Below are 24598 nucleotides of genomic sequence, written 5' to 3'. Positions count from 1 at the left end.
AGGCACGGTGCCGGGTCCTGGTCCTCACATCGAGACGAACAACGCGTGGGTGGAATTTCCCATCTTCGACGCCAAATCGCGGTCGTTGAAGAAGGCTTTCCTGGGCAAGGCCGGCGGCACCATCGGTCGCAACAACGCCAACGTCGTCGTCATCGAGGCGCTGCGAGACATCACCATGACGCTGGAGTTGGGTGACCGGGTCGGACTCGTCGGCCACAACGGGGCCGGGAAATCGACCCTGCTGCGCCTACTTTCGGGCATCTACGAACCCACCCGCGGCTGGGCGAAGGTCACCGGCCGGGTCGCGCCTGTCTTCGACCTCGGGGTGGGCATGGACCCCGAGATCTCCGGCTACGAGAACATCATCATCCGCGGGCTGTTCCTGGGGCAGACCCGAAAGCAGATGATGTCCAAGGTCGACGAGATCGCCGAGTTCACCGAGCTGGGTGACTACCTGTCGATGCCGCTGCGCACCTACTCCACCGGGATGCGGGTCCGGCTGGCGATGGGCGTGGTCACCAGCATCGACCCCGAGATCCTGCTGCTCGACGAGGGCATCGGCGCGGTGGACGCCGACTTCCTGAAGAAGGCCCAGTCCCGGCTGCAGAGGCTGGTGGAGCGATCCGGAATCCTGGTGTTCGCCAGCCATTCCAACGAATTCCTGGCCCGGCTGTGCAAGACCGCGATGTGGATCGACCACGGCGTCATCCGCATGTCCGGCGGCATCGAGGACGTGGTGCGCGCCTACGAGGGCGAGGACGCGGCCCGGCACGTGCGCGAGGTGCTGGCCGAGACCGCCGGACAGCCATGAGTGAGACGGTCTTCGCCGTCGTGGTCACCCACCGGCGTCCCGACGAGCTGGCCAAGTCGCTGGACGTGCTCAGCTCGCAAACCCGGCTGCCCGATCACCTGATCGTGGTCGACAATGACGGCCCCGCTGATGGCCGCGTCCGCGATCTGGTTGCCGGCCAACCTGTTTCGACTACCTACCTGGGCTCGCGCCGAAACCTCGGAGGCGCAGGAGGTTTCGCGCTCGGCATCTTGCACGCGCTGGCGCAGGGGGCCGATTGGGTGTGGCTCGCCGACGACGACGGTCGCCCGCAGGACTCTCGCGTGCTGGCGACATTGCTTGCCTGCGCCGAGAAATACGGCCTGGCCGAGGTATCGCCGATGGTATGTAACATGGACGACCCGCAGCGGCTGGCGTTTCCGTTGCGACGCGGTCTCGTATGGCGCAGGCGCACAAGCGAATTGCGCACTGAGGAGGGGCAGGATCTGCTGCGCGGTATCGCGTCGTTGTTCAACGGCGCGCTGTTCCGGGCGTCGACGCTGGAATCGATCGGAGTCCCGGACCTGCGGCTGTTCATCCGCGGCGACGAGGTGGAGATGCACCGCCGGCTGGTTCGGTCCGGCCTGCCGTTCGGCACCTGCCTGCACGCGGTCTACCTGCACCCGTGCGGATCCGACGAATTCAAGCCCATTCTGGGCGGCCGGATGCACACCCAGTACCCCGACGACGCCACCAAGCGGTTCTTCACCTACCGCAACCGCGGCTACGTGCTGGCGCAGCCGGGCCTGCGCAAGCTGCTGTTCCAGGAGTGGGTGCGGTTCGGCTGGTTCTTCCTGGTGACCCGCCGCGACCCCCGGGGACTGCTCGAGTGGATTCGGTTGCGCCGCCTGGGGCGCCGCGAGCGCTTCGGCAAGCCCGGAGGAGCCACATGACGCGCGCCGGCGACGATGCCGTGGGGGCACGCCCCGCTTGCGGGGGAGAGGAGCGGCGCACATGACGTTCGTCGACGCGGCGGCACAGTCGCGGACCTTTGCCCGCGCCCGCAGTGATCTGCTCGACGGCTTCCGCCGTCACGAGCTTTGGCTGCACCTGGGCTGGCAGGACATCAAGCAGCGCTACCGCCGCTCGGTGCTGGGACCGTTCTGGATCACCATCGCGACCGGGACCACGGCCGTGGCGATGGGCGGCTTGTACTCCAAGCTGTTCCACCTCGAGCTGGCCGTGCATCTGCCGTATGTGACGCTCGGGCTGATCATCTGGAACCTGATCAACGCCTCCATCCTGGAGGGCGCCGACGTGTTCGTCGCCAACGAGGGCCTGATCAAGCAGTTGCCGACGCCGCTGTCCGTGCACGTCTACCGGCTGGTGTGGCGGCAGATCATCCTCTTCGCCCACAACATCGCCATCTACCTCGTCGTGGCGATCATCTTCCCCAAGCCGTGGTCGTGGGCCGATCTCTCGGTGATCCCGGCCCTGGCGCTGATCGTGCTGAATTCCATCTGGGTGGCACTGTGTTTCGGCATCCTGGCGACCCGCTACCGCGACATCGGCCCGCTGCTGTTTTCCGTCGTGCAGTTGCTGTTCTTCATGACGCCGATCATCTGGAACGACGACACGCTGCGGCAGCAGGGCGCCGGACGCTGGTCGAGCATCGTCGAGCTCAACCCGCTGCTGCACTATCTCGACATCGTTCGATCCCCCCTGCTGGGCGCCCATCAGGAGTTGCGGCACTGGGTGGTGGTCTTGGCCCTCACGGCCATCGGCTGGGCGCTGGCCGCCTTCGCGATGCGGCAATACCGCGCGCGGGTGCCGTACTGGGTGTAGCCCGCCGGCGAGATCGTCGTGTCAGTGGACCCACCGGCAGGATCGGCGCCGGCAAGGTAAATCCGATCCAATTGATGCGATCAATGCCGCGCGAGCGGTCTTGATCGACTCGGCGGCCACGACGCCGAATGCCGCGACGGTTACGTTGAGGCCGTGCGTCTGATCCGAGCGACCCGGCGCAGCGCTGTCAAAGCCCGTAGAGCGTCACTTCACCAAATCCACGGCCTGCTGTGGTGTGCGCGCGAGCCGCTGCGCGAGAAGTTGTCCAGCTATGACCGCGCCGCCTTGGTGGCGCGCTGCGCCCAGCTGCGCGTTCCCAAGGCCGCTGCCCTCGACGACCCAGTGGCCGGTGCCCGACGCATGTTGCGGCCGGCGGCTGGCCAAACGCATCCAGATGCTCGACGAGGAGATCGCCTAAGTCAACGAGGAACTCGACGCCATTTTGACCCAGCATGCGCCCAACCTGTTGGCCGTGACCGGCGTGGGCACCGAAGCGACCGGACAAATGTTGACCACGGCCGGGCAAAACATTGACCGGCTCAAATCCGAAGCATCACTGGCCCGTCTGTGTGGTGTCGCCCCGATTCCGGCAATACCACCCGGCTCTGCCGCTACCACCGGGTGCACAAGCTACGTGACGGCGAAGACGCGCCATTCACCGGGTACGCCCTTCAGTTGGTGCGTGCCCCGGTCTTCGAATTCCAGCCCTGACCCGATCACGAGGTCGCGCAGCGTGCTTGACACGAGCACGTCGTTCGGCCCGGCCAGCGCGCTCACGCGAGCGCCGATGTGCACGCCGATCCCGCTGATGTCATCGCCTCGCAGTTCGCATTCGCCGGTGTGCAGCCCGGCACGCACCTGGATGCCGAGCGCCTGCACCGCGTCACGAATTGCCATGGCGCAGCGGATCGCTCGCTGCGGGCCGTCGAACATCGCGAGGAAGCCGTCGCCGGATGTGTTCACCTCGCGGCCCCGAAACCGGGCAAGCTGAGACCGGATGACGGCGTCATGCGCATCAAGCAAGGCACGCCAGTCACGGTCACCCATCTCCGCCGCGCGCCGCGTCGAATCCACGATGTCGGTGAACAGCACCGTGGCGAGAACCCGATCATCGGCCACATCAGCCTGCTGGCCGGTGAGGAACTCGGCGATCTCCTGGAACGACGGTCTCCAAGGTTCGACGAAGTGGTATATGTTGCGGCCTGGGAGCTCGACGTATTTCGCGCCCGGTATGTGATCAGCGACGTACTTGCCGTGCGCGGGCGGGAGCCACTCGTCGTCGGTGTGGTGGAGGACGAGGGTTGGTACGCGGACCGTGGGAAGCAGCGTCCGCACGTCCACCTCGGCTATGAGCGGCATCATGAGACCTACCGTCGCCGGGCTGGCCGCCATGCGTTCTTCTCGGGCCCACATTGTCCGGATCTCCTCGTTCCACGGCATGTCCGGACTAAAAACGGGCTGGAACTTCCCGGTGCCCCACATGGCGACTACCGTGGCGAGGGCTCCCTCGATATCGGCGATGGCCGACGGGTCTGCGTAGCCCTCAAGCACCACCAATGCTGTCGTGCGGGACGGATGTGTCGCCGCGAACAGGGCCCCCGTGGCGAGGGACCCGATAATGGTGACGAGGACCGCTTCGCTAACTGCGAGATCGTCAAGCACCGCAGTGATGCTGTCGGCCCAGCTCCAAGGTCGGCAGCGCGCCCGGAGTGACGGGATCGGACCCTCCCGTGCCCGGCTGGTCGAAAAAGATCAGCCGACCGAGCGATGTCATCGCCTCGACCCACCCCTGAACAGACGGCAGCTCCGGAAAAAGCTCACAGGTGGTGAACCAGTTCGAAACGAACACAATGTCGCGAGGACCTTCACCCGACGCGCGGTATGCGACGCGCAAGTCCCCGTTCATCGCATAGCGGGTCTCCGAGAACATTGCGGAAGTGTAAGCCGAGGAGCGGGGCGAGTTTCGACTCATGCAACGAGCTGGGTCAGAGAGTAATTCGGCCAGTCGCACCCACCACCCGCTCAAGACCTTCTACGCCGGTGTGGATGGGTGGCGGGATCGTCCGGAGCCGGATGGGACGGTGGTGTGGACGTCACCGTCGGGCCATGAGTATGTCACGAAACCCCTTGGGACGCTGTTGTTTCCGGCCCTGGCCGTGCCGACGGGAGCGCTGGTGCTGCCGAAGAACACGCCGACGCCGGGAGAATTCCGCGGACTGATGATGCCCACCCGGCGACAAACCCGGGCTCAGGAACGCGCCGCCCGCGTCAGCTGGGAGCGCGGCGTCAACGAGGCCCGGCTCGCCGCGGAGGCGGCACGACGCGCCGAGCGCATCGCGGCCAGCTACGAGCCACCACCTTTTTAGCGCACGCCAAGAATTCTCCAAGGATCCCTCAAGGCGCTGCGCCGACGCTGCACTCATGACTGACACGGCTTTCGACGACGGCGTGTGGGTCGCCACCATGCACCGCGCCGACACACCGAACGGCCGGGCGGCGCGCTTCCACACACGCAAGCTTTTCGGCGAACTCCCGTGCTGCCATCGCTCGTGGGCCAATCGGGGAAAGCGCTTCTTCCTGCACGGCTACGAGCGCGCATTCGAAGTCGAGTTCGCTTGCGCCGAGGCCGAGCCCGGGACCGGCCTGGTGGTGGACGGCGGCGCCGTCAGCGAGGTCCGGTCGGCACTGCGCTACCAGTTCGACCACACCACGCTGATCGCAGAGGACGACCCGCAACGCGACCTGTTCGAACTGCTGGCGGAGCGGGGCGTCGTCGCCCTGCGGATCATGGCGAACACCGGCATCGAGGGCTCGGCGGCCTGGGCGTTCGCGACGGCCGAGCGCATCGTCGAGCTGGCCACCGGCGGCCGGGTGTGGGTTTCTCGGATCGAGGCGAGGGAAAGCCGCAACAACGTGGTCACCCTCACCGCGGGACCGGTGACCCGCGTGGGCTGGGTGTAGCGCGCAAACCTCCAGAGGACCCGAGGCGCGCGCCCACTAGCAAACGGGGATATATTCGCCGCCCTACTGGGTATGTGTAGAACAACCAAGTTTGCGTGCGCGAAAGGTGGCGGCTGCCTGGCGGTGGTGCCACACTGTAGCGCTACAGGTCAGCAAGGGACGGCAGACAGGAATCGGGTCAACTGACGTGAGCAAAAATGCCAAATCGGCGGCGGATGCGGCGCGGGAAAACCTCGCCGCGGAGCTGGACCGGCTAAAGCAGCGGCGCGATCGCCTCGAGGTCGAGGTCAAAAACGACCGCGGCATGATCGGTGACCACGGAGACGCGGCCGAGGCGATACAACGCGCGGACGAGCTCGTCGTCCTGGCCGACCGGATCAACGAGCTGGACCGCCGATTGCGGAGCGGGCCGTCGCCGGCGGACGACTCGGAAGCGCTGCCCGGCGGTACCGAGGTGACCCTGCGGTTCCCCGACGGCGAGGTCGTCACCATGCACGTGATTTCCATCGTCGAGGAGACTCCCATCGGCCGCGAGGCCGAGACGTTGACCGCCCGCAGCCCGCTGGCGCAGGCGCTCGCCGGGCACAAGGCGGGCGACACGGTGACCTACACGACGCCGCAAGGCGAGAACCAGGTCGAGCTCATCTCGGTGAAGCTGCCCCGCTAACTCGGCCGGCCACCGGCTTCCAGCCCCGATAGACTCGCCGCAATGATCCCCCCAGAGCCTGGCGCCATTCCCGCGCGCCCACACCTGGGTCTGACGACACAGGTAATGCGGTTCGTCGTCACCGGTGGTCTGGCCGGGATCGTCGACTTCAGCCTCTACCTGGTGCTCTACAAACTGGTGGGCCTGCAGGTCGACCTTTCCAAAGCAACGAGTTTCATCGTCGGCACCATCACCGCCTACCTGATCAACCGTCGATGGACGTTTCAGGCGGCGCCGAGCACCAGGCGATTCCTCGCGGTCATGGTCCTCTACGCCATCACTTTCTCGGTGCAGGTCGGCCTCAACCACCTCTGCCTGGCGCTTTTGCACTTCCGCTCGTGGGCGATACCGGTGGCGTTCGTGATCGCGCAGGGCACCGCGACGGTGATCAACTTCGTCGTCCAGCGGGCGATAATCTTCCGCATCCGCTGAGCCCTGCCGCCCAGGCGGTAGCCTCTTTGACGATGTTCACCACCAAGCGCCTGACGGGCTGGGGCCGTACCGCGCCCTCCCTGGCGACGGTGCTTTCCACGCCGGACCCGGAGGAGATCGCCAAAGCCGTGGCCAACATGGCCGACGCCGGCGGCCGGGGGGTGGTTGCGCGCGGGCTGGGCCGCTCCTACGGCGACAACGCGCAGAATGGCGGCGGCCTGGTCATCGACATGACCGGGCTGAACACCATCCACTCGATCAGCGCCGACAGCAACCTGGCCGACCTCGACGCGGGAGTCAACCTCGACCAGCTGATGAAGGCGGCGCTGCCGTTCGGCCTGTGGGTGCCGGTGCTGCCGGGCACCCGCCAAGTCACCATCGGCGGCGCGATCGCCTGCGACATCCACGGCAAGAACCATCACAGCGCGGGCAGCTTCGGCAGCCACGTGCGCAGCATGGACCTGCTGACCGCCGACGGACAGGTACGCCGCCTCACCCCGACCGGTGAGGATTCTGAGCTGTTCTGGGCCACGGTCGGAGGCAACGGCCTGACCGGAATCATCCTGCGGGCCACCGTCGAGATGACGCCGACGGAGACCGCGTATTTCATCGCCGACGGCGACGTCACCGCCGGCCTGGACGAAACCATCGCATTTCACAGCGACGGCAGCGAAGCCGACTACACCTATTCCAGCGCCTGGTTTGACGCGATCAGCGCGCCGCCGAAACTCGGCCGCGCGGCGATTTCGCGCGGCTCGCTCGCCACGCTTGATCAGTTGCCCCCGAAGCTGCGCCGCGATCCGCTGAAATTCGATGCGCCGCAACTACTTACGATTCCCGACATGGTCCCGAACGGACTGGCTAACAAATACACTTTCGGGTCGATCGGCGAATTGTGGTACCGGAAATCCGGAACCTACCGCGGCAAGATCCAGAACCTGACGCAGTTCTACCACCCGCTGGACATGTTCGGCGAGTGGAACCGAGCCTACGGCCCGGCCGGTTTCAGCCAGTACCAGTTCGTCGTGCCCACCACCGCCGTCGAGGAGTTCAAGGGCATCATCCGCGACATCCAAAAGTCCGGGCACTACTCGTTTCTCAACGTGTTCAAACTGTTCGGCCCCGGCAACCAGGCTCCGCTGAGCTTCCCCATCCCGGGCTGGAACGTGTGCGTCGACTTTCCCATCAAGCCCGGGCTCAACGAGTTCCTCAACGAACTCGACCGCCGCGTGCTGGAATTCGGTGGGCGCGTCTATACCGCCAAGGATTCGCGCACCACCGCCGAAATCTTCCACGCCATGTATCCGCGCATCGACGAGTGGATCGCCTTGCGCCGCAAGGTCGATCCCCTGCGGGTATTCGCCTCCGACATGGCCCGACGCTTGGAGCTGCTCTAAATGGTGCTTGACGCCGTGGGAAACCCGCAGGCCATCCTGCTGCTCGGGGGTACCTCCGAGATCGGGCTGGCCATCTGTGAGCGTTACCTGCAGAACGCGCACGCCCGAATCATCCTGGCGGCCATGCCTAATGACCCGAGCCGGGACGACGCGGTGGCCCAGATGAAGGCAGCCGGCGCGCGGTCGGTGGAGCTGATCGACTTCGAGGCCACCGACCCCGAAAGCCACCCGAAGATGATCGACCAGGCCTTCAATGCCGGCGGTGCCGGCAAAGACATTGACGTGGTCATCGTGGCGTTCGGCATCTTGGGGGATGCCGAAGAGTTGTGGCAAGACCAGCGCAAGGCCGTGCAGATCGCCGAGATCAATTACACCGCGGCCGTTTCGGTCGGTGTGCTGCTCGGCGAGAAGATGCGCGCCCAGGGCTTCGGGCAGATCATCGCGATGAGCACGGTGGCCGGCGAGCGGGTGCGCCGGTCCAACTTTGTCTACGGCTCCACCAAGGCGGGGCTGGACGGTTTCTACCTGGGGCTCGGAGACGCCTTGCGCGAGTTCGGCGTTCGCGTCCTGGTGATCCGGCCGGGTCAGGTGCGTACCCGGATGAGCGCGCACGTCAAGGAAGCCCCGCTCACCGTCGACAAGGAGTACGTCGCCAACCTCGCGGTGACCGCGGCGGCCAAAGGTAAGGAATTGGTTTGGGCACCAGCAGCATTCCGTTACGTGATGATGGTGTTGCGACACATCCCGCGGAGCGTCTTCCGCAAGCTGCCAATCTGAGCGTGCGCAACGCGCTGGCCACCGCGGGCCAGATGGCCGCGGCGGTGGCGGTCGCCGTCGTCGTCGCGGTGCCATCGCTGATCGCGATCGCCGGCGTGCAATGGCCGGCCTTCCCGTCGTCGAACCAGCTGCACGCGCTGACGACCGTAGGGCAGGTCGGCTGCCTGGCCGGGCTCGTGGCCGTCGGCTGGCTGGGGCGCGGGAGGCGTCATCGGGTCCTGGCCCGGCTGGGCGGGCTGGTGTTCCTGTCCGCGTTCACCGTCGTGACGCTGGGCATGCCGCTGGGCGCCACGAAGCTGTACCTGTTCGGCATCTCCGTCGATCAGCAGTTCCGCACCGAATACCTGACCCGCCTCGCGGACAGCCCGGCCCTGAACGACATGACCTACCTCGGGCTGCCGACGTTCTACCCGCCGGGCTGGTTCTGGATCGGCGGTCGCGTCGCGGCCCTGACGGGAACGCCGGCCTGGGAGATGTACAAGCCGTGGGCGATCACCTCGATCGCCATCGCGGTCGCCGTCGCGCTGGTGCTGTGGGGGCGGATGATTCGCTTCCAATACGCGCTGATCGTCACCGCCGCGACCGCCGCGGTGACCCTGGCCTACAGCTCGCCGGAGCCCTACGCCGCGATGATCACGGTGTTGTTGCCGCCGGTGCTGGTGCTGATGTGGTCGGGCCTGCGTGCCGGCGACCGCGGCGGTTGGGCAGCGGTGATCGGCGCCGGGCTCTTCCTCGGCTGGACGGCCACCTGGTACACGCTGCTGTTCGGGTTCACCGCGTTCACGGCGTTGCTGATGGCGCTGCTGCTGGCCGGTGCGCGCTGGCGGCAGGACGGCTTCCGTGCCGCGCTCGACCCGCTGCGCCGGCTGGCCGTCATCGCCGTCATCGCGGCGGCGATCGCGAGCACCACCTGGCTGCCGTTCGCGATGCGCGCGGCGCGCAGCCCGGTCAGCGACAGCGGCAGCGCCTTTCACTACCTGCCGGCCGACGGCGCCGAACTGACCTTCCCGATGCTGCAGTTCTCGCTGCTGGGGGCGGTCTGCATGCTGGGCACGCTGTGGCTGGTGGTGCGCGCCCGCACCTCGGTGCGGGCCGGCGCCCTCGCGATCGGCGTGCTCGCCGTGTACCTGTGGTCGCTGTTGTCGATGCTGACCACGCTGGCGCGCACCACGCTGCTGTCGTTCCGGCTGCAGCCCACGCTGTCCGTGCTGCTGGTCGCCGCCGGTGCGTTCGGCTTCGTGGAGCTCACCCAGGCGTTGGCCGCACGGCGCCCGGCCCTCCAGAAATCGATATTCCCGGTGGCCGGGGCGATCGGCCTGGCCGCGGCGATCGCGTTCAGCCAGGACATCCCCGACGTGCTGCGGCCCGATCTGACCATCGCCTACACGGACACCGACGGCCACGGCCAGCGCGGCGACCGGCGACCGCCGAGCTCCGAGAAGTTCTACCCGGCCATCGACGCCGCCATCCTCAAGGTGACCGGCAAGCCGCGCGACCAGATCGTGGTGATGACCGCCGACTACAGCTTCCTGTCGTACTACCCCTACTGGGGATTCCAGGGCCTGACGTCCCACTACGCCAACCCGCTGGCCCAGTTCGACCTGCGGGCCGCCCAGATCGGGAAGTGGTCCAAGCTGAAGAGCGCCGACGAGTTGATCCACGCGCTGGACACGTCGCCGTGGCCCCCGCCGACGGTTTTCCTCATGCGCCGCGGAGCCAACAGCAACTACACGTTGCGGCTGGCGCAGGACGTGTACCCTAACCAGCCCAACGTTCGCCGGTACACCGTCGACCTGCCGGCGGCCCTGTTCGCCGACCCGCGCTTCGCCGTCGACGACGTCGGCCCGTTCGTGCTGGCCATCCGCAAGCCGGCGGTGTAACCGCTGATGGCCACCGAAACCCCGGCTGACTTGGCCGAACAACTACCATCAACCCCCGTGGACGACGCGGGAGGTAACCACCGGATCGCTCGGGTGGTTGCTATCGTCGCCGGTCTGCTCGGCGCCCTGCTGGCGATCGCCACCCCGTTGCTGCCCGTCAGCCAGACCACCGCCCAACTGAACTGGCCGCAAAACGGCACGTTCAACAGCGTCGACGCCCCGCTGATCGGGTACGTCGCCACCGATTTGAACGTCACCGTGCCGTGTCAGGCCGCCGCCGGGCTGGCGGGACCGCAGAACGCCGGCAAGACGGTGCTGTTGTCCACCGTGCCCAAGCAGGCCCCCAAGGCCGTCGACCGCGGGCTGCTCATCCAGCGCGCCAACGACTACCTGGTACTGGTGGTGCGCAACGTCGCGGTGGTCACCGCCCCGCTGAGCGAGGTGCTCAGCCCGGCCTGCCAGCGGCTGACCTTCACCGCGCACGCCGACCGGGTCACCGCCGAGTTCGTCGGCCTGACGCAGGGGCCCAACGCCGAGCATCCCGGCTCGCCGCTGCGCGGCGAGAAAAGCGGTTACGACTTCCGGCCGCAGATCGTCGGCGTCTTCACCGACCTGAGCGGGCCGGCGCCGCCGGGCCTGAGCTTTTCGGCGACCGTCGACACCCGCTACAGCAGCAGCCCCACCACGCTGAAGATGGCGGCGATGATCCTCGGGGTGGTGCTGACGGGCGTCGCCCTGGTCGCCCTGCACGTGCTCGACACCGCCGACGGGACCCGGCACCGCCGCTTCCTGCCCGCCCGCTGGTGGTCCATCGGCGGTCTCGACGCCCTCGTCATCGCGGTGTTGACGTGGTGGCATTTCGTCGGCGCCAACACCTCCGACGACGGCTACATCCTGACCATGGCCCGGGTCTCCGAGCACGCCGGCTACATGGCCAACTACTACCGTTGGTTCGGCACGCCGGAGGCCCCGTTCGGCTGGTACTACGACCTGCTGGCGTTGTGGGCCCACGTCAGCACCACCAGCATCTGGATGCGGCTGCCCACCCTGGTCATGGCGCTGACCTGCTGGTGGGTCATCAGCCGCGAGGTCATCCCGCGACTGGGGCACGCCGTCAAGACGAATCGGGCGGCGGCGTGGACGGCGGCGGGCATGTTCCTGGCGGTGTGGCTCCCGCTCGACAACGGCCTGCGGCCCGAGCCGATCATCGCCCTGGGCATCCTGCTCACCTGGTGTTCGGTGGAACGCGCGGTGGCCACCAGCCGGCTGCTGCCGGTGGCGATCGCCTGCATCGTCGGCGCGCTCACGCTGTTCTCCGGGCCCACGGGCATCGCCTCGATCGGGGCGTTGCTGGTCGCGATCGGGCCGCTGCGGACCATCCTGCACCGCAGGTCCAAACTGTTCGGCGCGCTGCCACTGGTGGCACCCTTGCTCGCCGCGGTCACCGTCACCACGATCCTGATCTTCCGCGACCAGACACTTGCCGGCGAGATGAAGGCCACCGCCCTCAAACGGGCCGTCGGGCCCAGCCTGAGCTGGTTCGACGAACACATCCGCTACGAGCGGCTGTTCATGGCGAGCCCGGACGGTTCGGTCGCCCGCCGGTTCGCCGTGCTGGCGCTGGTGCTGGCGCTGGGGATTACCGTCGCAATGTCGTTGCGCAAGGGCCGAATTCCGGGCACGGCCGCCGGGCCGAGCCGGCGCATCGTCGGGATCACCATCATCTCGTTCATCGCGATGATGTTCACGCCGACCAAATGGACCCACCACTTCGGGGTGTTCGCCGGGCTGGCCGGACCGCTGGGCGCGCTCGCCGCAGTCGCGGTGATGGCCGCGGCGATGCGGTCCCGCCGCAACCGCACCGTGTTCGCCGCCGTGGTGCTGTTCCTGGTGGCGTTGTCGTTCGCCAGCGTGAACGGCTGGTGGTATGTATCCAATTTTGGTGTGCCGTGGTCGAATTCGTTCCCGGCCTGGCACTACGCCTTCGCCACCATGCTGCTCGGGCTGACCCTGCTGATGCTGCTGCTGGCCGCGTGGTTCCACTTCGTCGATCCCGACAACGGCGCATCCAAAACCCGCTACGGCGCGCGATTCGCTGGAATTGTCCAGTCCCCGTTGGCAATTGCGACGTGGCTGCTGGTCATTTTCGAGGTGGCGTCGCTGACCCTGGCGATGATCGACCAGTACCCCGCGTGGACGGTGGGCCGCTCCAACCTCGAGGCGCTGACCGGCAAGTCCTGCGGGCTGGCCGAGGACGTGCTGGTGGAGCAGGACCCGAACGCGGGCATGCTTGCGCCCGTGAGCGCCCCGGTGGCCGACGCCCTGGGCGCGGGCCTGTCGGAAGCGTTCACGCCCAACGGCATTCCCGCCGACGTCCGCGCCGACCCGGTGATGGAACGTCCCGGCGACCGCAGTTTCGTCAGCGACGACAGGCTGACCACCGGCGCGGAGGCCGGCACCGAGGGAGGCACCACCCCCGCACCGGGAATCAACGGCTCGGCGGCCCAGCTGCCCTACAACCTCGATCCGGCGCGCACACCCGTGCTCGGCAGCTGGCGCTCCGGCATCCAATTGCCCGCCCACCTGCGCTCGGGCTGGTATCGAGTGCCCGCCCGCGACAAGGCGGGGCCGCTGCTGGTGGTCACCGCCGCCGGCCGCTTCGACCCCCGCGAGGTCCAGGTGCAGTGGGCCACCGACGACCAGGCGGCCAGCGGGCACCCCGGCGGGTCGTTCCAGCTGGCCGACGTCGGGGCGTCCCCGGCCTGGCGCAACCTGCGGCTGGCGATGTCCGCCATCCCGACCGCCGCCACCCAGATCCGCCTGGTCGCCGACGACGAAGACCTGGCGCCGCAGCACTGGATCGCGCTGACACCTCCACGGATTCCGCAGTTGCGCACCCTGCAAGACGTGGTGGGCTCCCAGGACCCGGTATTCCTGGACTGGCTGGTCGGGCTGGCGTTCCCCTGCCAGCGACCGTTCGGCCACCAAAACGGCGTCGACGAGACACCCAAATGGCGCATCCTGCCGGATCGATTCGGCGCGGAGGCCAACTCGCCGGTGATGGACAACAACGGCGGCGGCCCGTTGGGCGTCACGGAGCTACTGGTGAAGGCGACCACCATGGCCACGTACCTGAAGGACGACTGGTCCCGCGATTGGGGCTCGCTGCAACGCCTGACGCCGTATTACCCCGGCGCCCAGCCCGCCCGCCTGCAGCTGGGGACCGCGACGCGCAGCGGCCTGTGGAACCCCGCCCCGCTTCGCCATTAGCGAGCGCGCGCCCTACGGAATCAGCGCGCGCAGGGGGTGCGTGAGGGTCCACACCGGGTGCAGGACGTCCGCGGCGTAATGGCGGACCGGGTGCAGCGGTCCGCTGTAGGGGACCCAGGGGTCAGCCGACGCGACGGCCGGCATCAGAGACCCGGCCAGTGACAGACCGACGGTAGCCACGGCCACGCCGGCCGCCATCCGCAACTTGGAAAGTTTTGTGTTGGCACTCATAGCCGGCAGCGTGACGCGGGCCGCTTGCAGAGTCTTTGCGAGATGCTTGCGAAATCCTTGCGACGTGCTCGCTGGCTTATCCGACGGCCTGGTCGCGGGGTTCGGGCCGCATCTCGCGGACCGATAGGGGGGTCGGTGGCGGACGGCGCGGTTCGCGGACTCCCGCTCCGCCGTCACCGTTGAGCCATAGCCGGACCGCTGATCCCGGCTTGACCCGCGCGCCGGACTCGGGGCTCTGGTCGGTGACGATCCAGCCTCGTTCCCCGGGCTCGGCCGGAAAGTCCGGCCGGGCGTTCATCGCGACCAGTCCCTTGTCGTTGAGCGCCTCGCGGGCCGCGACCCATTCGAGGCTTACGACATTGGGCACCATCACCTTCGCGCTCCAGGGCGCCTTCCTGACGCGCACCTCCACCGCCTCGGCGGCCGCGCCGCCAACCGCCGTCGACCGGGCACCGCGCGGGGAGTCGTCGAGGTCTCGCCAGCGTTCCCACGCGGATTGGCGCGTGACGCCCAGCTCCGTGGCGATCTCGGCCCAGGACTTTCCGTGCCGCCGGGCGGTCCGGACCGCCGCCAACTCGGCTTGGTCCAGCATCCGGCGCACCACACCGATGTCGGACAGTGCCTCGAGCCCATCCTCGTTGGGGCGTCCGCTCCGCGTGGCGAGCCGGCGCCACGCCTCTTGCGCCTGCTGCCAGGCCTCGGCGAGGCTCACCCCGTCAGGGTAGCCTGACGGGCGCGGGACGGCCGGGCCCTTGATGGGAAAGGGCGACCATCGGCAGGATCAAGAAAGAGACGTGATGACGCGAACACCTGCGAATCTGATGAGCCTGGCCCGCGCCGAACGGGCCGACTTCGCCGACTTCCTCGCCACGTGCACGCCGCAGGACTGGGAGGCGCCCACCCTGTGCTCGAAGTGGAGCGTCAAAGACGTTGTGGCACATGTGATCAGCTACGAGGAACTGGGCGCCGCGGGGCTGGTGAAGCGGTTCGCGAAGGGCTGGGTCGTGCGGGCCAACCAGGTGGGTGTCGACGAGTTCGCCGCGCTGAGCCCGGAACAGCTGCTCGAATTTCTGCGCAACCACCTCACACCGAAGGGGCTGACCGCGGGTTTCGGCGGCATGATCGCGCTCGTCGACGGCACCATCCACCACCAGGACATCCGGCGCTCGCTGGGCCGGCCCCGCACCGTCCCCGAGGACCGGCTGCGGCGGGTGCTCGGCCTGGTGCCCGGCAACCCCAGGCTCGGCGCCGGACGCCGGATCCGGGGCCTTCGCCTGCGCGCCACCGACGTCGACTGGTCGCACGGCCGCGGACCCGAGGTCACCGGCCCGGGCGAGGCCCTGCTGATGGCGATGGCGGGGCGCCCCGCGGCGCTCGCCGACCTCGACGGCGCCGGCCGGGACATACTGGCCAAGCGGCTGACGAAATAGCCTCAGCGCGGGCCGATTTCGAAGGTGAACTCGTGGCCGCCGACGCGGATGTGGTCGCCGTCGGCCAGGCTGGCGCTGCCGCGGATGCGCTGACCCCGCACCTCCACCCCGTTGGTGGAGCGCAAATCGGTCATCATGAAGCCCGTTCCGGTGTCGGTGATGACGGCGTGGTGGCGGCTGACGTCGGTGTCGTCGAGGACGATGTCGTTGTCGGTGAAGCGCCCGATCCGGGTGATCGCACCCGTGAGCGGATGGAAGCGTCCCGTGTGGTCGCGCAGCCGGGCGGGCGTGGACTCCGCCAGCTGTATCGACGCGGTCGTCGGCTCCTGGTGGTAGACGCCGCGCTTGTGGGTGGTCAGGTCGGCCCGCTTCAAGCCCAACGGTTCCTGGCGCAGGATCCGCTCGTGCAGCGCGCTGACGGTACGGCCCGGGTCGATGCCGAGCCCCTCGGCCAGGGCCGTCTTGAGCCGCCGGTAGGCGCCGAGCGCATCGGACTGCCGCTCGGTGACGTAGTAGGCGGTGATCAGTTGCGCCCACAGCGGTTCGCGGTAGGGGTGTTCGGCGGTGAGCGTCTCGAGCTCACCGATGACCTCCCCGGCGCGCCCGCACGCGATCTCGGCCTCGGCGCGCGCGGTATGGGCGGCCACCTTTTCTTCCATCAACGCGGTGGCGAAGGCGTCGACGAAGGCGAAGTCGCGCAGGTCGTCGAGCACCGGCCCGCGCCATTCGCCCAGCGCCAACGAGAAATGCCGGCTGGCCTCGTCGAAGCGTCCGGCCGCGGCGGCCTGGTTTGCCGCGACCTTCGCGGCGGTGAAGCGCCCCAGGTCGCAGTCGGCGTCGGCGACGCTGAGCTGATACCCGGGCGGTGCGCTCGCCAGCACCTGGTAGGGGTCGACGCCGGCGCTGCGCAGCAGCCGGCGCAGGTTCGACACATGGGCCTGGATGCTGGTGCGCGCGGCGGGCACCGGATCCTCGTCCCACACCGCGTTGATCAACGAGTCGACCGACACCGGCCGGTTGCGGTTGATCAGGAGCATGGCCAGCACCGCGCGCTGCTTCGGAGCGCCCACCGGGACCCGCACCCCGTGGCTGGTCATCAGCAACGGTCCCAAGACGCCGAACCCGAGGCCTGCATTCGTCATCGCGCCGCCAGCCTCCTGGGTCATCGGGGCCGTTCCGGGTGTTGAGTTTATTTCGTGCCGGGGGCGCGGCAAATCACCGGGCCGCCGGCGCGGCCCCGCGTCCTCACCGCACTCAACCCAACTGTGCGGCTCGTCCTCGGGCCGAGCGCGGCCCCGCGTCCTCACCGCACTCAGCCGCGTCCCCTACCATCGAGCCTCGTGCCCCACGACCGTAATGAGCGATCGCTGCGCATACCACGGTCGATCGCCGTCGTCGCGGGGCTTGTCGGCCTGCTGCTGTGCGTCAGCGTTCCATTGCTTCCGGTGAAGCAGACGACCGCGACGGTCCTGTGGCCTCAGGGCACCACGGACGGGCACGTCACCCAGATCACCGCCCCGCTGGTGTCCGGGGCACCCCGCGCTCTGGACATCTCCATCCCGTGCCGGGCGATGGCCACCTTGCCCCCGGCAGGCGGGCTGGTCGTCTCGACCCTGCCCGCCGGCGGGGTGGACACCGGCAAAAACGGGCTCTTCGTGCGGGCCGACAAAGACGTGATCGTCGTCGCGTTCCGTGACACCGTGGCCGCCGTGGCGCAGCGCTCGGCGGTGGCGGCCGGCGCCTGCAGCGTCCTGCACGTGTGGGCCGACGCCGGTGCGGCGGGCGCGGACTTCGCCGGCATCCCCGGCGCCTCCGGCATCCTGCCGTCGGAGAAGAAGCCTCAGGTCGGCGGCATCTTCACCGACCTGAAGGTGCCGGCGCAGCCGGGACTTTCGGCCCGCGTCGACATCGACACCCGGTTCATCACGGCGCCCACCGCGCTGAAGGCGATCGTGATGGCCATCGGCACCCTGGCGGTCCTGGCGGCCATCGCCGCGATGGCGGCGCTGGATCGGCGCAGCCGCGGCGGCGACACCCGGATCAACTGGCGCTCCTGGCGCATGCATCGGCCCTCGTGGTTGCGCGTCGGCGCCGCGACGTGGCTCGCCGACATCGCGGTCATCGGGACGCTGCTGGTCTGGCACGTCATCGGCGCCACCTCGTCGGACGACGGCTACAACCTGACCATCGCCCGCGTCGCCCCACAGGCCGGGTACGTGGCCGATTACTACCGCTACTTCGGGACGACGGACGCGCCGTTCGACTGGTACCTCGGGGTGCTGGCCAAGCTCGCGTCGGTGAGCACGGCCGGGGTGTGGATGCGGCTGCCGGCGACGCTCGCCGGGATCGCCTGCTGGCTGATCATCGGCCACTGGATGCTGCGGCGGTTGGGGCCCGGGCGGGGCGGCCTGGGGGCAAACCGGGTCGCGGTGTTCACGGCGGCCGCGGTCTTCCTGGCCGCCTGGCTGCCGTTCAACAACGGCCTGCGGCCCGAGCCGCTGATCGCGCTGGGCGTCGTGCTGACCTGGATGCTGGTGGAACGCGCGATCGCGCTCGGGGGGCTGGCCCCCGCGGCGGTCGCCATCATCGTCGCGATGCTGACCGCGACGCTGGCACCGCAAGGCTTGATCGCCGTCGCCGCGCTGCTGACGGGCGCCCGGGCCATCGCCCGAGCGATCCGGCGGCGCCGGGAGACCGACGGATTGTTGGCGCCGCTGCTCGTGCTGGCCGCCTCGCTGTCGCTGATCCTCGTGGTGGTGTTCCGCAGCCAGACGCTGGCCACCGTCGCCGAGTCGGCGCGCATCAAGTACAAGGTCGGCCCGACAATCGCCTGGTACCAGGATTGGCTTCGCTACTACTTCCTCACGGTCGAGTCCAACCCCGACGGCTCGATGGCGCGGCGGTTCGCGGTGCTGGTGCTGCTGCTGTGCCTGTTCGGGATGCTGGTCATCCTGCTGCGCCGCGGCCGGGTACCCGGATTGGCCAGCGGCCCGGCCTGGCGGTTGATCGGCACCACCGCGCTCGGCCTGCTGCTCCTGACGTTCACCCCGACGAAGTGGGCCGTACAGTTCGGCGCGTTCGCCGGGTTGGCCGGGGCGCTGGGTGCGGTGACCGCATTCGCCTGCGCGCGGATCGGCCTGCACAACCGCCGCAACCTGACGCTGTACGTGACGGCGTTGCTGTTCGTGCTGGCGTGGGCCACCTCGGGCATCAACGGTTGGTTCTACGTCGGCAACTATGGGGTGCCGTGGTGGGACATCCAGCCGGTCATCGCCAGCCATCCGGTGACGTCCATGTTCCTGACGTTGTCGATCATCACCGGCCTGCTGGCCGCCTGGCAGCACTTCCGCATGGACTACGCCGGCCACACCGAAGTCAAGGACAACCGGCGCAACCGCGTCCTGGCATCGACCCCACTGCTGGTGGTCGCGACGATCATGGTGCTGGGCGAAGTCGGGTCGCTGGCCAAGGGCGCCGTGGGCCGCTATCCGCTCTACACCACCGCGAAGGCCAACCTGGCCGCACTCAGTTCCGGGCTGTCGCCCACCAGCTGTGCGATGGCCGACGACGTGCTGACCGAGCCCGACCCCAATGCCGGCATGTTGCAGCCGGCGCCGGGGCAGACCTTCGGCGCTGACGGCCCGCTCGGCGGGAACAACCCGGTCGGGTTCAAGCCCGACGGGGTGGGCGATGACCTGAGGTCCTACCCGGTGGTGACCAAGCCGGGGGTGGTGAATTCCGACGCGTCACCCAACAAGCCCAACGCCTCGATGAGTGACTCCGCGGGCACTGCCGGCGGGAAGGGTTCCGTCGGCGTGAACGGATCGCACGCGGCGTTGCCGTTCGGCCTCGACCCCGCCCGCACACCGGTGATGGGCAGCTACGGGGAAAACTCGCTAGCCGCCACGGCGACCTCGGAATGGTACCAGTTGCCACCCCGCAGCCCGGACCGGCCGATCGTCGTGGTCTCCGCCACCGGCGCCATCTGGTCGTACAAAGAGGACGGCACCTTCACCTACGGGCAGCAGCTGAAATTGCAGTGGGGCGTCGCTCGCCCCGACGGCAGCACCCGGCCGCTGGCGGAGGTGTACCCGATCGACATCGGGCCGGAGCCCGCCTGGCGCAACCTGCGGTTCCCGCTCACCTGGGCGCCCCCGGAGGCCAACGTCGCACGCATCGTCGCTTACGACCCGAACCTGAGCTCCGAGCAGTGGTTCGCGTTCACGCCGCCGCGGGTCCCGGTGCTGCAGACCTTGCAGCAACTGATCGGATCGCATACACCCGTGCTGATGGACATCGCGACCGCGGCGAACTTCCCCTGCCAGCGGCCGTTCTCCGAACACCTCGGCGTTGCCGAACTCCCGCAATACCGCATCCTGCCCGACCACAAACAGACGGCGGCATCGTCGAACGGGTGGGAGGCCAGCGAGGCCGGCGGCCCGTTCCTGGTCACGCAGGCGATGCTGCGCACCTCGACGGTCTCGACATACCTGCGCGGTGACTGGTATCGCGACTGGGGGTCGGTCGAGCAGTATTACCCGTTGGTGCCGGCAGATCAGGCCCCGGTCGCCGCTATAGAACAGGGTGTGATCACAGTGCGCGGCTGGACCCGGCAGGGACCGATTCGAGCTCTGCCATGAGCGTCACCACCGTCAGGACCCGAGAGAACACGGCGGCCCCGCGTCAAGACGTGCGCGTGACGCGCTGGGTCGCGACGATCGCCGGGCTGATCGGCTTCGTCCTGTCGGTCGCGACGCCGCTGCTTCCCGTCGTGCAGACCACGGCGACGCTGAACTGGCCGCAAAATGGCCAGTTGAACAGCGTTACCGCACCGCTGATCTCGCTCACACCGGTCGACGTGACGGTGACCGTGCCGTGCTCGGTGGTGCGCGCGCTGCCACCCGATGGCGGGGTGGTGCTGAGTACGGCGCCCAAGAAGGGCAAGGATGCCGCGCTGAACGGGTTGTTCGTCGTCGCCAACGCCAAGCGCGTCGACGTCACCGATCGCAACGTGGTGATCGCCAGCGTCCCCCGGGATCAGGCGAAATCCCCACAATGCCAGCGCATCGAGATCACCTCCACAAAGGCCGGCGCCTACGCCACCTTCGTCGGGTTGACCGATCCGGCGGGCAAGCCGCTGGGCGGTGGTTTCCCCGATCCCAACCTGCGCCCCCAGATCGTCGGGGTGTTCACGGATCTGACGGGTCCCGCTCCGCCCGGGCTGCGGTTCTCGGCGACCATCGACACCCGGTTCTCGACCACACCGACGACGCTGAAACTTGTCGCGATGGTGCTGGCGATCGTGTCCACCATCGTCTCGCTGGTCGCGCTGTGGCGCCTCGACCAGTTGGACGGGCACCGGATGCGCCGGCTCATTCCCGCGAACTGGCGCACCTTTACCCTGGCCGACGCCACGGTCATATTCGGCTTCTTGCTGTGGCATGTGATCGGCGCAAACTCCTCCGACGACGGCTACATCCTGGGCATGGCGCGGGTCGCGGGTCCCGCCGGCTACATGTCCAACTACTTCCGCTGGTTCGGCAGCCCCGAGGACCCTTTCGGCTGGTACTACAACCTGCTGGCGCTGATGACCAAGGTCAGCGACGCCAGCTTGTGGATGCGGTTGCCGGACCTGGTCGCCGGGCTGGTGTGCTGGCTGCTCCTATCGCGCGAGGTGCTCCCCCGGTTGGGGCCCGCGGTGGCCGGAAGCAAGGCCGCGAACTGGGCGGCGGGCATGGTGCTGCTGGCCGCCTGGATGCCGTTCGACAACGGCCTGCGCCCCGAGGGCCAGATCGCCGTCGGCTCGCTGATCACCTACGTGCTGATCGAGCGTTCCATGCGCTACAGCCGCCTGACGCCGGCGGCGCTGGCGGTGATCGCCGCCGCGTTCACGCTCGGTATCCAGCCAACCGGCCTGATCGCGGTCGCCGCGCTGGTTGCCGGCGGTCGACCGATCCTGCGCATCCTGGTGCGACGCCACCGCCTGGTGGGAACGTGGCCGCTGGTGGCCCCGATGCTCGCGGCCGGATTCGTCATCCTCACCGTGGTGTTCGCCGACCAGACGCTGTCGACGGTGTTGGAAGCCACCAGGATTCGCACCGCGATCGGCCCCAGCCAGGCGTGGTACACCGAGAACCTGCGCTACTACTACCTCATCCTGCCCACCGTCGACGGCTCCCTGTCGCGCCGGTTCGGATTCTTGATCACCGCGCTGTGCTTGTTCACCGCGATGTTCATCATGTTGCGGCGCAAGCGAATCCCCGGCGTGGCGCGCGGGCCGGCGTGGCGTCTGATGGGCGTCATCTTCGGCACCATGTTCTTCCTGATGTTCACCCCCACCAAATGGGTGCATCACTTCGGGTTGTTCGCCGCGGTAGGCGCGGCGATGGCCGCGCTGACCACCGTGCTGGTGTCGCCGAAGGTGCTGCGCTGGTCGCGCAACCGGATGGCGTTCCTGGCGGCGGTGCTGTTCGTGTTGGCGCTGTGCTTCGCCACCACGAACGGCTGGTGGTACGTCTCCAGTTACGGTGTGCCGTTCAACAGCAGCATGCCTAAAATCGCCGGAACCACAATCAGCACAATCTTTTTCGCATTGTTCGCGATCGCCGCGGTGTATACGGTCTGGTTGCACTTCGCGTCCCCGGAGCACGGCGAGGGCCGCCTGGCGCGGGCGCTGACGGCGGCGCCCATCCCCATCGCCGCCGGCTTCATGACGCTGGTGTTCGTGGCGTCGATGGTGGCCGGCATCGTCCGCCAGTACCCCACGTACTCCAACGCCTGGGACAACCTGCGCGAGTTCAGCGGAGGTTGCGGCCTGGCCGACGACGTGCTCGTCGAGCCGGACAGCAACGCGGGCTTCATGGCGCCCCTGCCCGCCAACTCGGGTTCCTGGGGCCCGCTGGGACCGCTGGGTGGTGTCAACCCCACAGGATTCACCCCCAACGGCGTGCCGGACCGCACACTGGCCGAGTCGATCAAGGAGACTGCGGTGCCGCAGCCCGGTACCGACTACGACTGGGATGCGCCGCTCAAGCTGACGGCGCCGGGCATCAACGGGTCGACGGTGCCGCTGCCCTACGGCCTCAACCCCGATCAGGTTCCGCTGGCCGGCAGCTATACCAGCGGCGCGCAGCAGCAGAGCAGATTGACCTCGGCGTGGTACCAGCTGCCGAAGCCCGACGCCGGGCATCCCCTGCTGGTGGTGACCGCCGCGGGCACGATCGCCGGCAACAGCATCCTGCACCACCACACCAGCGGGCAGACCGTGGAATTGGAATTCGGCAGGCCCGGTCCCGGCGGCTCCGTGCAGCCGGCCGGGCGGCTGGTGCCCTATGACCTGTACGGCGAGCAGCCGAAGGTGTGGCGCAACCTGCGCTTCCCACGCTCCCAGATGCCCGCAGACGCCGTCGCGGTGCGGGTGGTGGCCGAGGACCTGTCCCTGACGCCGGACGACTGGATCGCGGTGACCCCGCCGCGGGTGCCCGAACTGCGCTCGCTGCAGGAGTACGTCGGCTCGTCGCAGCCGGTGTTGCTGGACTGGGCGGTCGGGCTGGCCTTCCCCTGCCAGCAGCCGATGCTGCACGTCAACGGTGTCACCGAGATCCCGAAGTTCCGGATCACTCCCGACTACAACGCCAAGAAGCAGGACACCGACACCTGGGAGGACGGCGTCAACGGCGGGCTGCTGGGCATCACCGACCTGCTGCTGCGCGCGCACGTGATGTCCACCTACCTGTCCCGCGACTGGGGCCGCGACTGGGGCTCACTGCGCAAATTCGACACCATCGCCGACGCCCGGCCCGCCCAGCTCGATCTGGGCACCGCGACGCGTAGCGGGTGGTGGTCACCCGGAGAGATCCGAATCAAGCCCTAGCTAACACGGAATCGGTTGTATTGCAACGGATTCTTAGAGTTGGGCGCCATTAATTGGTCACTCGTCGAATAATCGGTCGAAATTAACGTCCGGGTAATTGCGGTCCGAATGTTTAGCTTTGTGAACTGCGGGTTAATACCTATTTCCCCGGTGGGGTAACTAACACTCGCGTCAAAAGGTGACCCGATGCACACGCTCACACGCTTAGGCACTGGCGCCGCGGCGATCGACGTGGTGATCTCCCCGGCGGCGACCTTCGAAATCGCCGACGCGGCCGCCGAGGGCGGCACCACGGTGGTTCTGGACAGTTATGAGCGACGCTGTGATTTCAGCAAGGTGACCGAGGCGGCGTGGGTCCCGCAGCCACCCGAAGGCACCGGTTCGGCCCTCATCAGCGCCTCCGGATCGAGAGCCGTCGCGCAGGTGCACATGGCGGTCCCCAACGAGCCGGGCACCCATTACGACGTCGGCCTTATCCAGGAACCTCGCCCCTCATCGGCCACCTGCGGACCCGGGGCACCGGGCACCGCCTTTACCGGAATGGACACCGACGGGGCCGGCAACGCGACGGTGACTGTTCAAGACAGCATTCGGCAGGACACGACGGGGATCTGGGTGATTATCGAGCGCGCAAACCCAAACTCCCAGAACCCCGCCGAGTTCTATACGTCCGAATTCCTGGTGCCCGTATAAGCCGTCAGCAAAGTCAGTGCGCGGCCCCGTGCCGCGCCCGTTCGTCGGCCCGTTGTTGTTCGGCGGCCGTGACGACGATGGCGTCTGAACCCGGAAACACCGTGGCCACATGGCCGTTGGAAAGCCAGCGCACCACGTACGGCGGTGCCCCGTCGGCCCCGTGCACCTCCGTGATCACGCCACGCTGATCCGCCAGCTCCGTCGTCGTCCCCTTGACCACGAGCCAGTCACCCACGTTGGCCTTCATCATCGACTCCTCTGATCGTTGACTTCCGAGCCGATCATGCACCGCGGCGGACCTGCCGAGGGAGGGCCATAGGTCACCGCTGACGTG

General features: G+C 68.2%; 20 protein-coding genes and 1 pseudogene. 16 read left to right on the top strand and 5 right to left on the bottom strand.

Features of this window, described 5'->3' with window-relative positions:
- Positions 1-7: 7 nt before the first annotated feature.
- The 4 genes from wzt (at position 8) to VMD50_RS08840 (ending at position 3032) form a co-directional block, all read left to right on the top strand.
- On the top strand, positions 8-811 hold the full coding sequence (wzt, locus tag VMD50_RS08855) for a galactan export ABC transporter ATP-binding subunit Wzt/RfbE (RefSeq protein ID WP_325426862.1): 804 nt from the start codon (positions 8-10) through the stop codon (positions 809-811).
- Positions 808-1722, top strand: coding sequence for a galactofuranosyltransferase GlfT1 (gene glfT1, locus VMD50_RS08850; RefSeq protein ID WP_325426860.1), 915 nt, complete (start codon positions 808-810; stop codon positions 1720-1722). Before wzt ends, glfT1 begins: the two co-directional genes overlap by 4 nt.
- Positions 1723-1783: 61 nt before the next feature.
- Positions 1784-2614 carry a galactan export ABC transporter permease subunit Wzm/RfbD gene (gene wzm, locus VMD50_RS08845; protein ID WP_325426858.1) on the top strand — a complete coding sequence of 277 codons (831 nt, stop codon included), beginning with the start codon at positions 1784-1786 and terminating at the stop codon, positions 2612-2614.
- Between the two features lie 271 nt (positions 2615-2885).
- Positions 2886-3032, top strand: coding sequence for a hypothetical protein (locus VMD50_RS08840; protein ID WP_325426857.1), 147 nt, complete (start codon positions 2886-2888; stop codon positions 3030-3032).
- A 212-nt stretch (positions 3033-3244) separates the two neighbouring features.
- On the opposite strand, the pseudogene VMD50_RS08835 reads toward VMD50_RS08840, so the two are convergent.
- A pseudogene (locus VMD50_RS08835) lies at positions 3245-4544 on the bottom strand (adenylate/guanylate cyclase domain-containing protein).
- 40 nt (positions 4545-4584) lie between these two features.
- On the opposite strand from VMD50_RS08835, the gene VMD50_RS08830 reads away from it, so the two are divergent.
- The 8 genes from VMD50_RS08830 to VMD50_RS08795 all read left to right on the top strand — a co-directional run bounded on the left by VMD50_RS08830 (position 4585) and on the right by VMD50_RS08795 (position 14037).
- Positions 4585-4980, top strand: a complete 396-nt coding sequence (locus tag VMD50_RS08830) for a hypothetical protein (RefSeq protein WP_325426888.1) — start codon at positions 4585-4587, stop codon at positions 4978-4980.
- 55 nt (positions 4981-5035) lie between these two features.
- Positions 5036-5575 (top strand): 6-carboxytetrahydropterin synthase, encoded by a 540-nt coding sequence (locus VMD50_RS08825; RefSeq protein WP_325426855.1) that lies wholly within the window; start codon positions 5036-5038, stop codon positions 5573-5575.
- A gap of 187 nt (positions 5576-5762) precedes the next feature.
- Positions 5763-6242 carry a GreA/GreB family elongation factor gene (locus VMD50_RS08820; protein WP_325426853.1) on the top strand — a complete coding sequence of 160 codons (480 nt, stop codon included), beginning with the start codon at positions 5763-5765 and terminating at the stop codon, positions 6240-6242.
- Positions 6243-6347: 105 nt separating this feature from the next.
- A complete protein-coding gene (locus tag VMD50_RS08815) occupies positions 6348-6713 on the top strand; it encodes a GtrA family protein (protein WP_325426886.1) in 366 nt (121 codons plus the stop codon).
- Positions 6714-6745: 32 nt separating this feature from the next.
- The gene (locus tag VMD50_RS08810; protein ID WP_325426851.1) at positions 6746-8110 is read left to right on the top strand and encodes a decaprenylphosphoryl-beta-D-ribose oxidase; all 1365 of its coding nucleotides are present in this window, start codon (positions 6746-6748) and stop codon (positions 8108-8110) included.
- Entirely contained in the window at positions 8111-8887 is a 777-nt protein-coding gene (locus VMD50_RS08805; protein WP_325426849.1) for a decaprenylphospho-beta-D-erythro-pentofuranosid-2-ulose 2-reductase, read from the top strand.
- A gap of 32 nt (positions 8888-8919) precedes the next feature.
- Positions 8920-10767, top strand: a complete 1848-nt coding sequence (locus VMD50_RS08800; RefSeq protein WP_325426884.1) for a galactan 5-O-arabinofuranosyltransferase — start codon at positions 8920-8922, stop codon at positions 10765-10767.
- 6 nt (positions 10768-10773) lie between these two features.
- A complete protein-coding gene (locus VMD50_RS08795) occupies positions 10774-14037 on the top strand; it encodes an arabinosyltransferase domain-containing protein (RefSeq protein ID WP_325426847.1) in 3264 nt (1087 codons plus the stop codon).
- Between the two features lie 12 nt (positions 14038-14049).
- Here VMD50_RS08795 and VMD50_RS08790 read toward each other — a convergent pair whose 3' ends face one another.
- A complete protein-coding gene (locus VMD50_RS08790; protein WP_325426845.1) occupies positions 14050-14268 on the bottom strand; it encodes a hypothetical protein in 219 nt (72 codons plus the stop codon).
- A gap of 76 nt (positions 14269-14344) precedes the next feature.
- The gene (locus VMD50_RS08785; RefSeq protein ID WP_325426844.1) at positions 14345-14980 is read right to left on the bottom strand and encodes a PASTA domain-containing protein; all 636 of its coding nucleotides are present in this window, start codon (positions 14978-14980) and stop codon (positions 14345-14347) included.
- Positions 14981-15065: 85 nt separating this feature from the next.
- Here VMD50_RS08785 and VMD50_RS08780 point away from each other — a divergent pair, with 85 nt between their 5' ends.
- Positions 15066-15698, top strand: coding sequence for a maleylpyruvate isomerase family mycothiol-dependent enzyme (locus tag VMD50_RS08780; RefSeq protein ID WP_325426842.1), 633 nt, complete (start codon positions 15066-15068; stop codon positions 15696-15698).
- A gap of 2 nt (positions 15699-15700) precedes the next feature.
- Here the strand turns inward: VMD50_RS08780 and VMD50_RS08775 are convergent, their stop codons facing one another.
- Entirely contained in the window at positions 15701-16840 is a 1140-nt protein-coding gene (locus VMD50_RS08775; protein WP_325426840.1) for a BTAD domain-containing putative transcriptional regulator, read from the bottom strand.
- 198 nt (positions 16841-17038) lie between these two features.
- On the opposite strand from VMD50_RS08775, the gene VMD50_RS08770 reads away from it, so the two are divergent.
- The 3 genes from VMD50_RS08770 to VMD50_RS08760 all read left to right on the top strand — a co-directional run bounded on the left by VMD50_RS08770 (position 17039) and on the right by VMD50_RS08760 (position 24264).
- On the top strand, positions 17039-20338 hold the full coding sequence (locus VMD50_RS08770) for an arabinosyltransferase domain-containing protein (RefSeq protein WP_325426838.1): 3300 nt from the start codon (positions 17039-17041) through the stop codon (positions 20336-20338).
- Positions 20335-23571, top strand: a complete 3237-nt coding sequence (gene embB / locus VMD50_RS08765) for an arabinosyltransferase EmbB (protein WP_325426836.1) — start codon at positions 20335-20337, stop codon at positions 23569-23571. The genes VMD50_RS08770 and embB overlap by 4 nt, the downstream gene beginning before the upstream one ends.
- Positions 23572-23757: 186 nt before the next feature.
- Positions 23758-24264 (top strand): hypothetical protein, encoded by a 507-nt coding sequence (locus VMD50_RS08760; protein WP_325426834.1) that lies wholly within the window; start codon positions 23758-23760, stop codon positions 24262-24264.
- A gap of 13 nt (positions 24265-24277) precedes the next feature.
- Here the strand turns inward: VMD50_RS08760 and VMD50_RS08755 are convergent, their stop codons facing one another.
- Positions 24278-24511: a DUF1918 domain-containing protein gene (locus VMD50_RS08755; RefSeq protein WP_325426832.1), complete on the bottom strand. Its 234-nt coding sequence runs from the start codon at positions 24509-24511 to the stop codon at positions 24278-24280.
- Positions 24512-24598 lie beyond the last annotated feature (87 nt).

It is taken from the genome of Mycobacterium sp. (assembly GCF_035506235.1).
GTDB lineage: Bacteria > Actinomycetota > Actinomycetes > Mycobacteriales > Mycobacteriaceae > Mycobacterium.
This window is presented reverse-complemented; position numbering and strand designations above follow the sequence as displayed.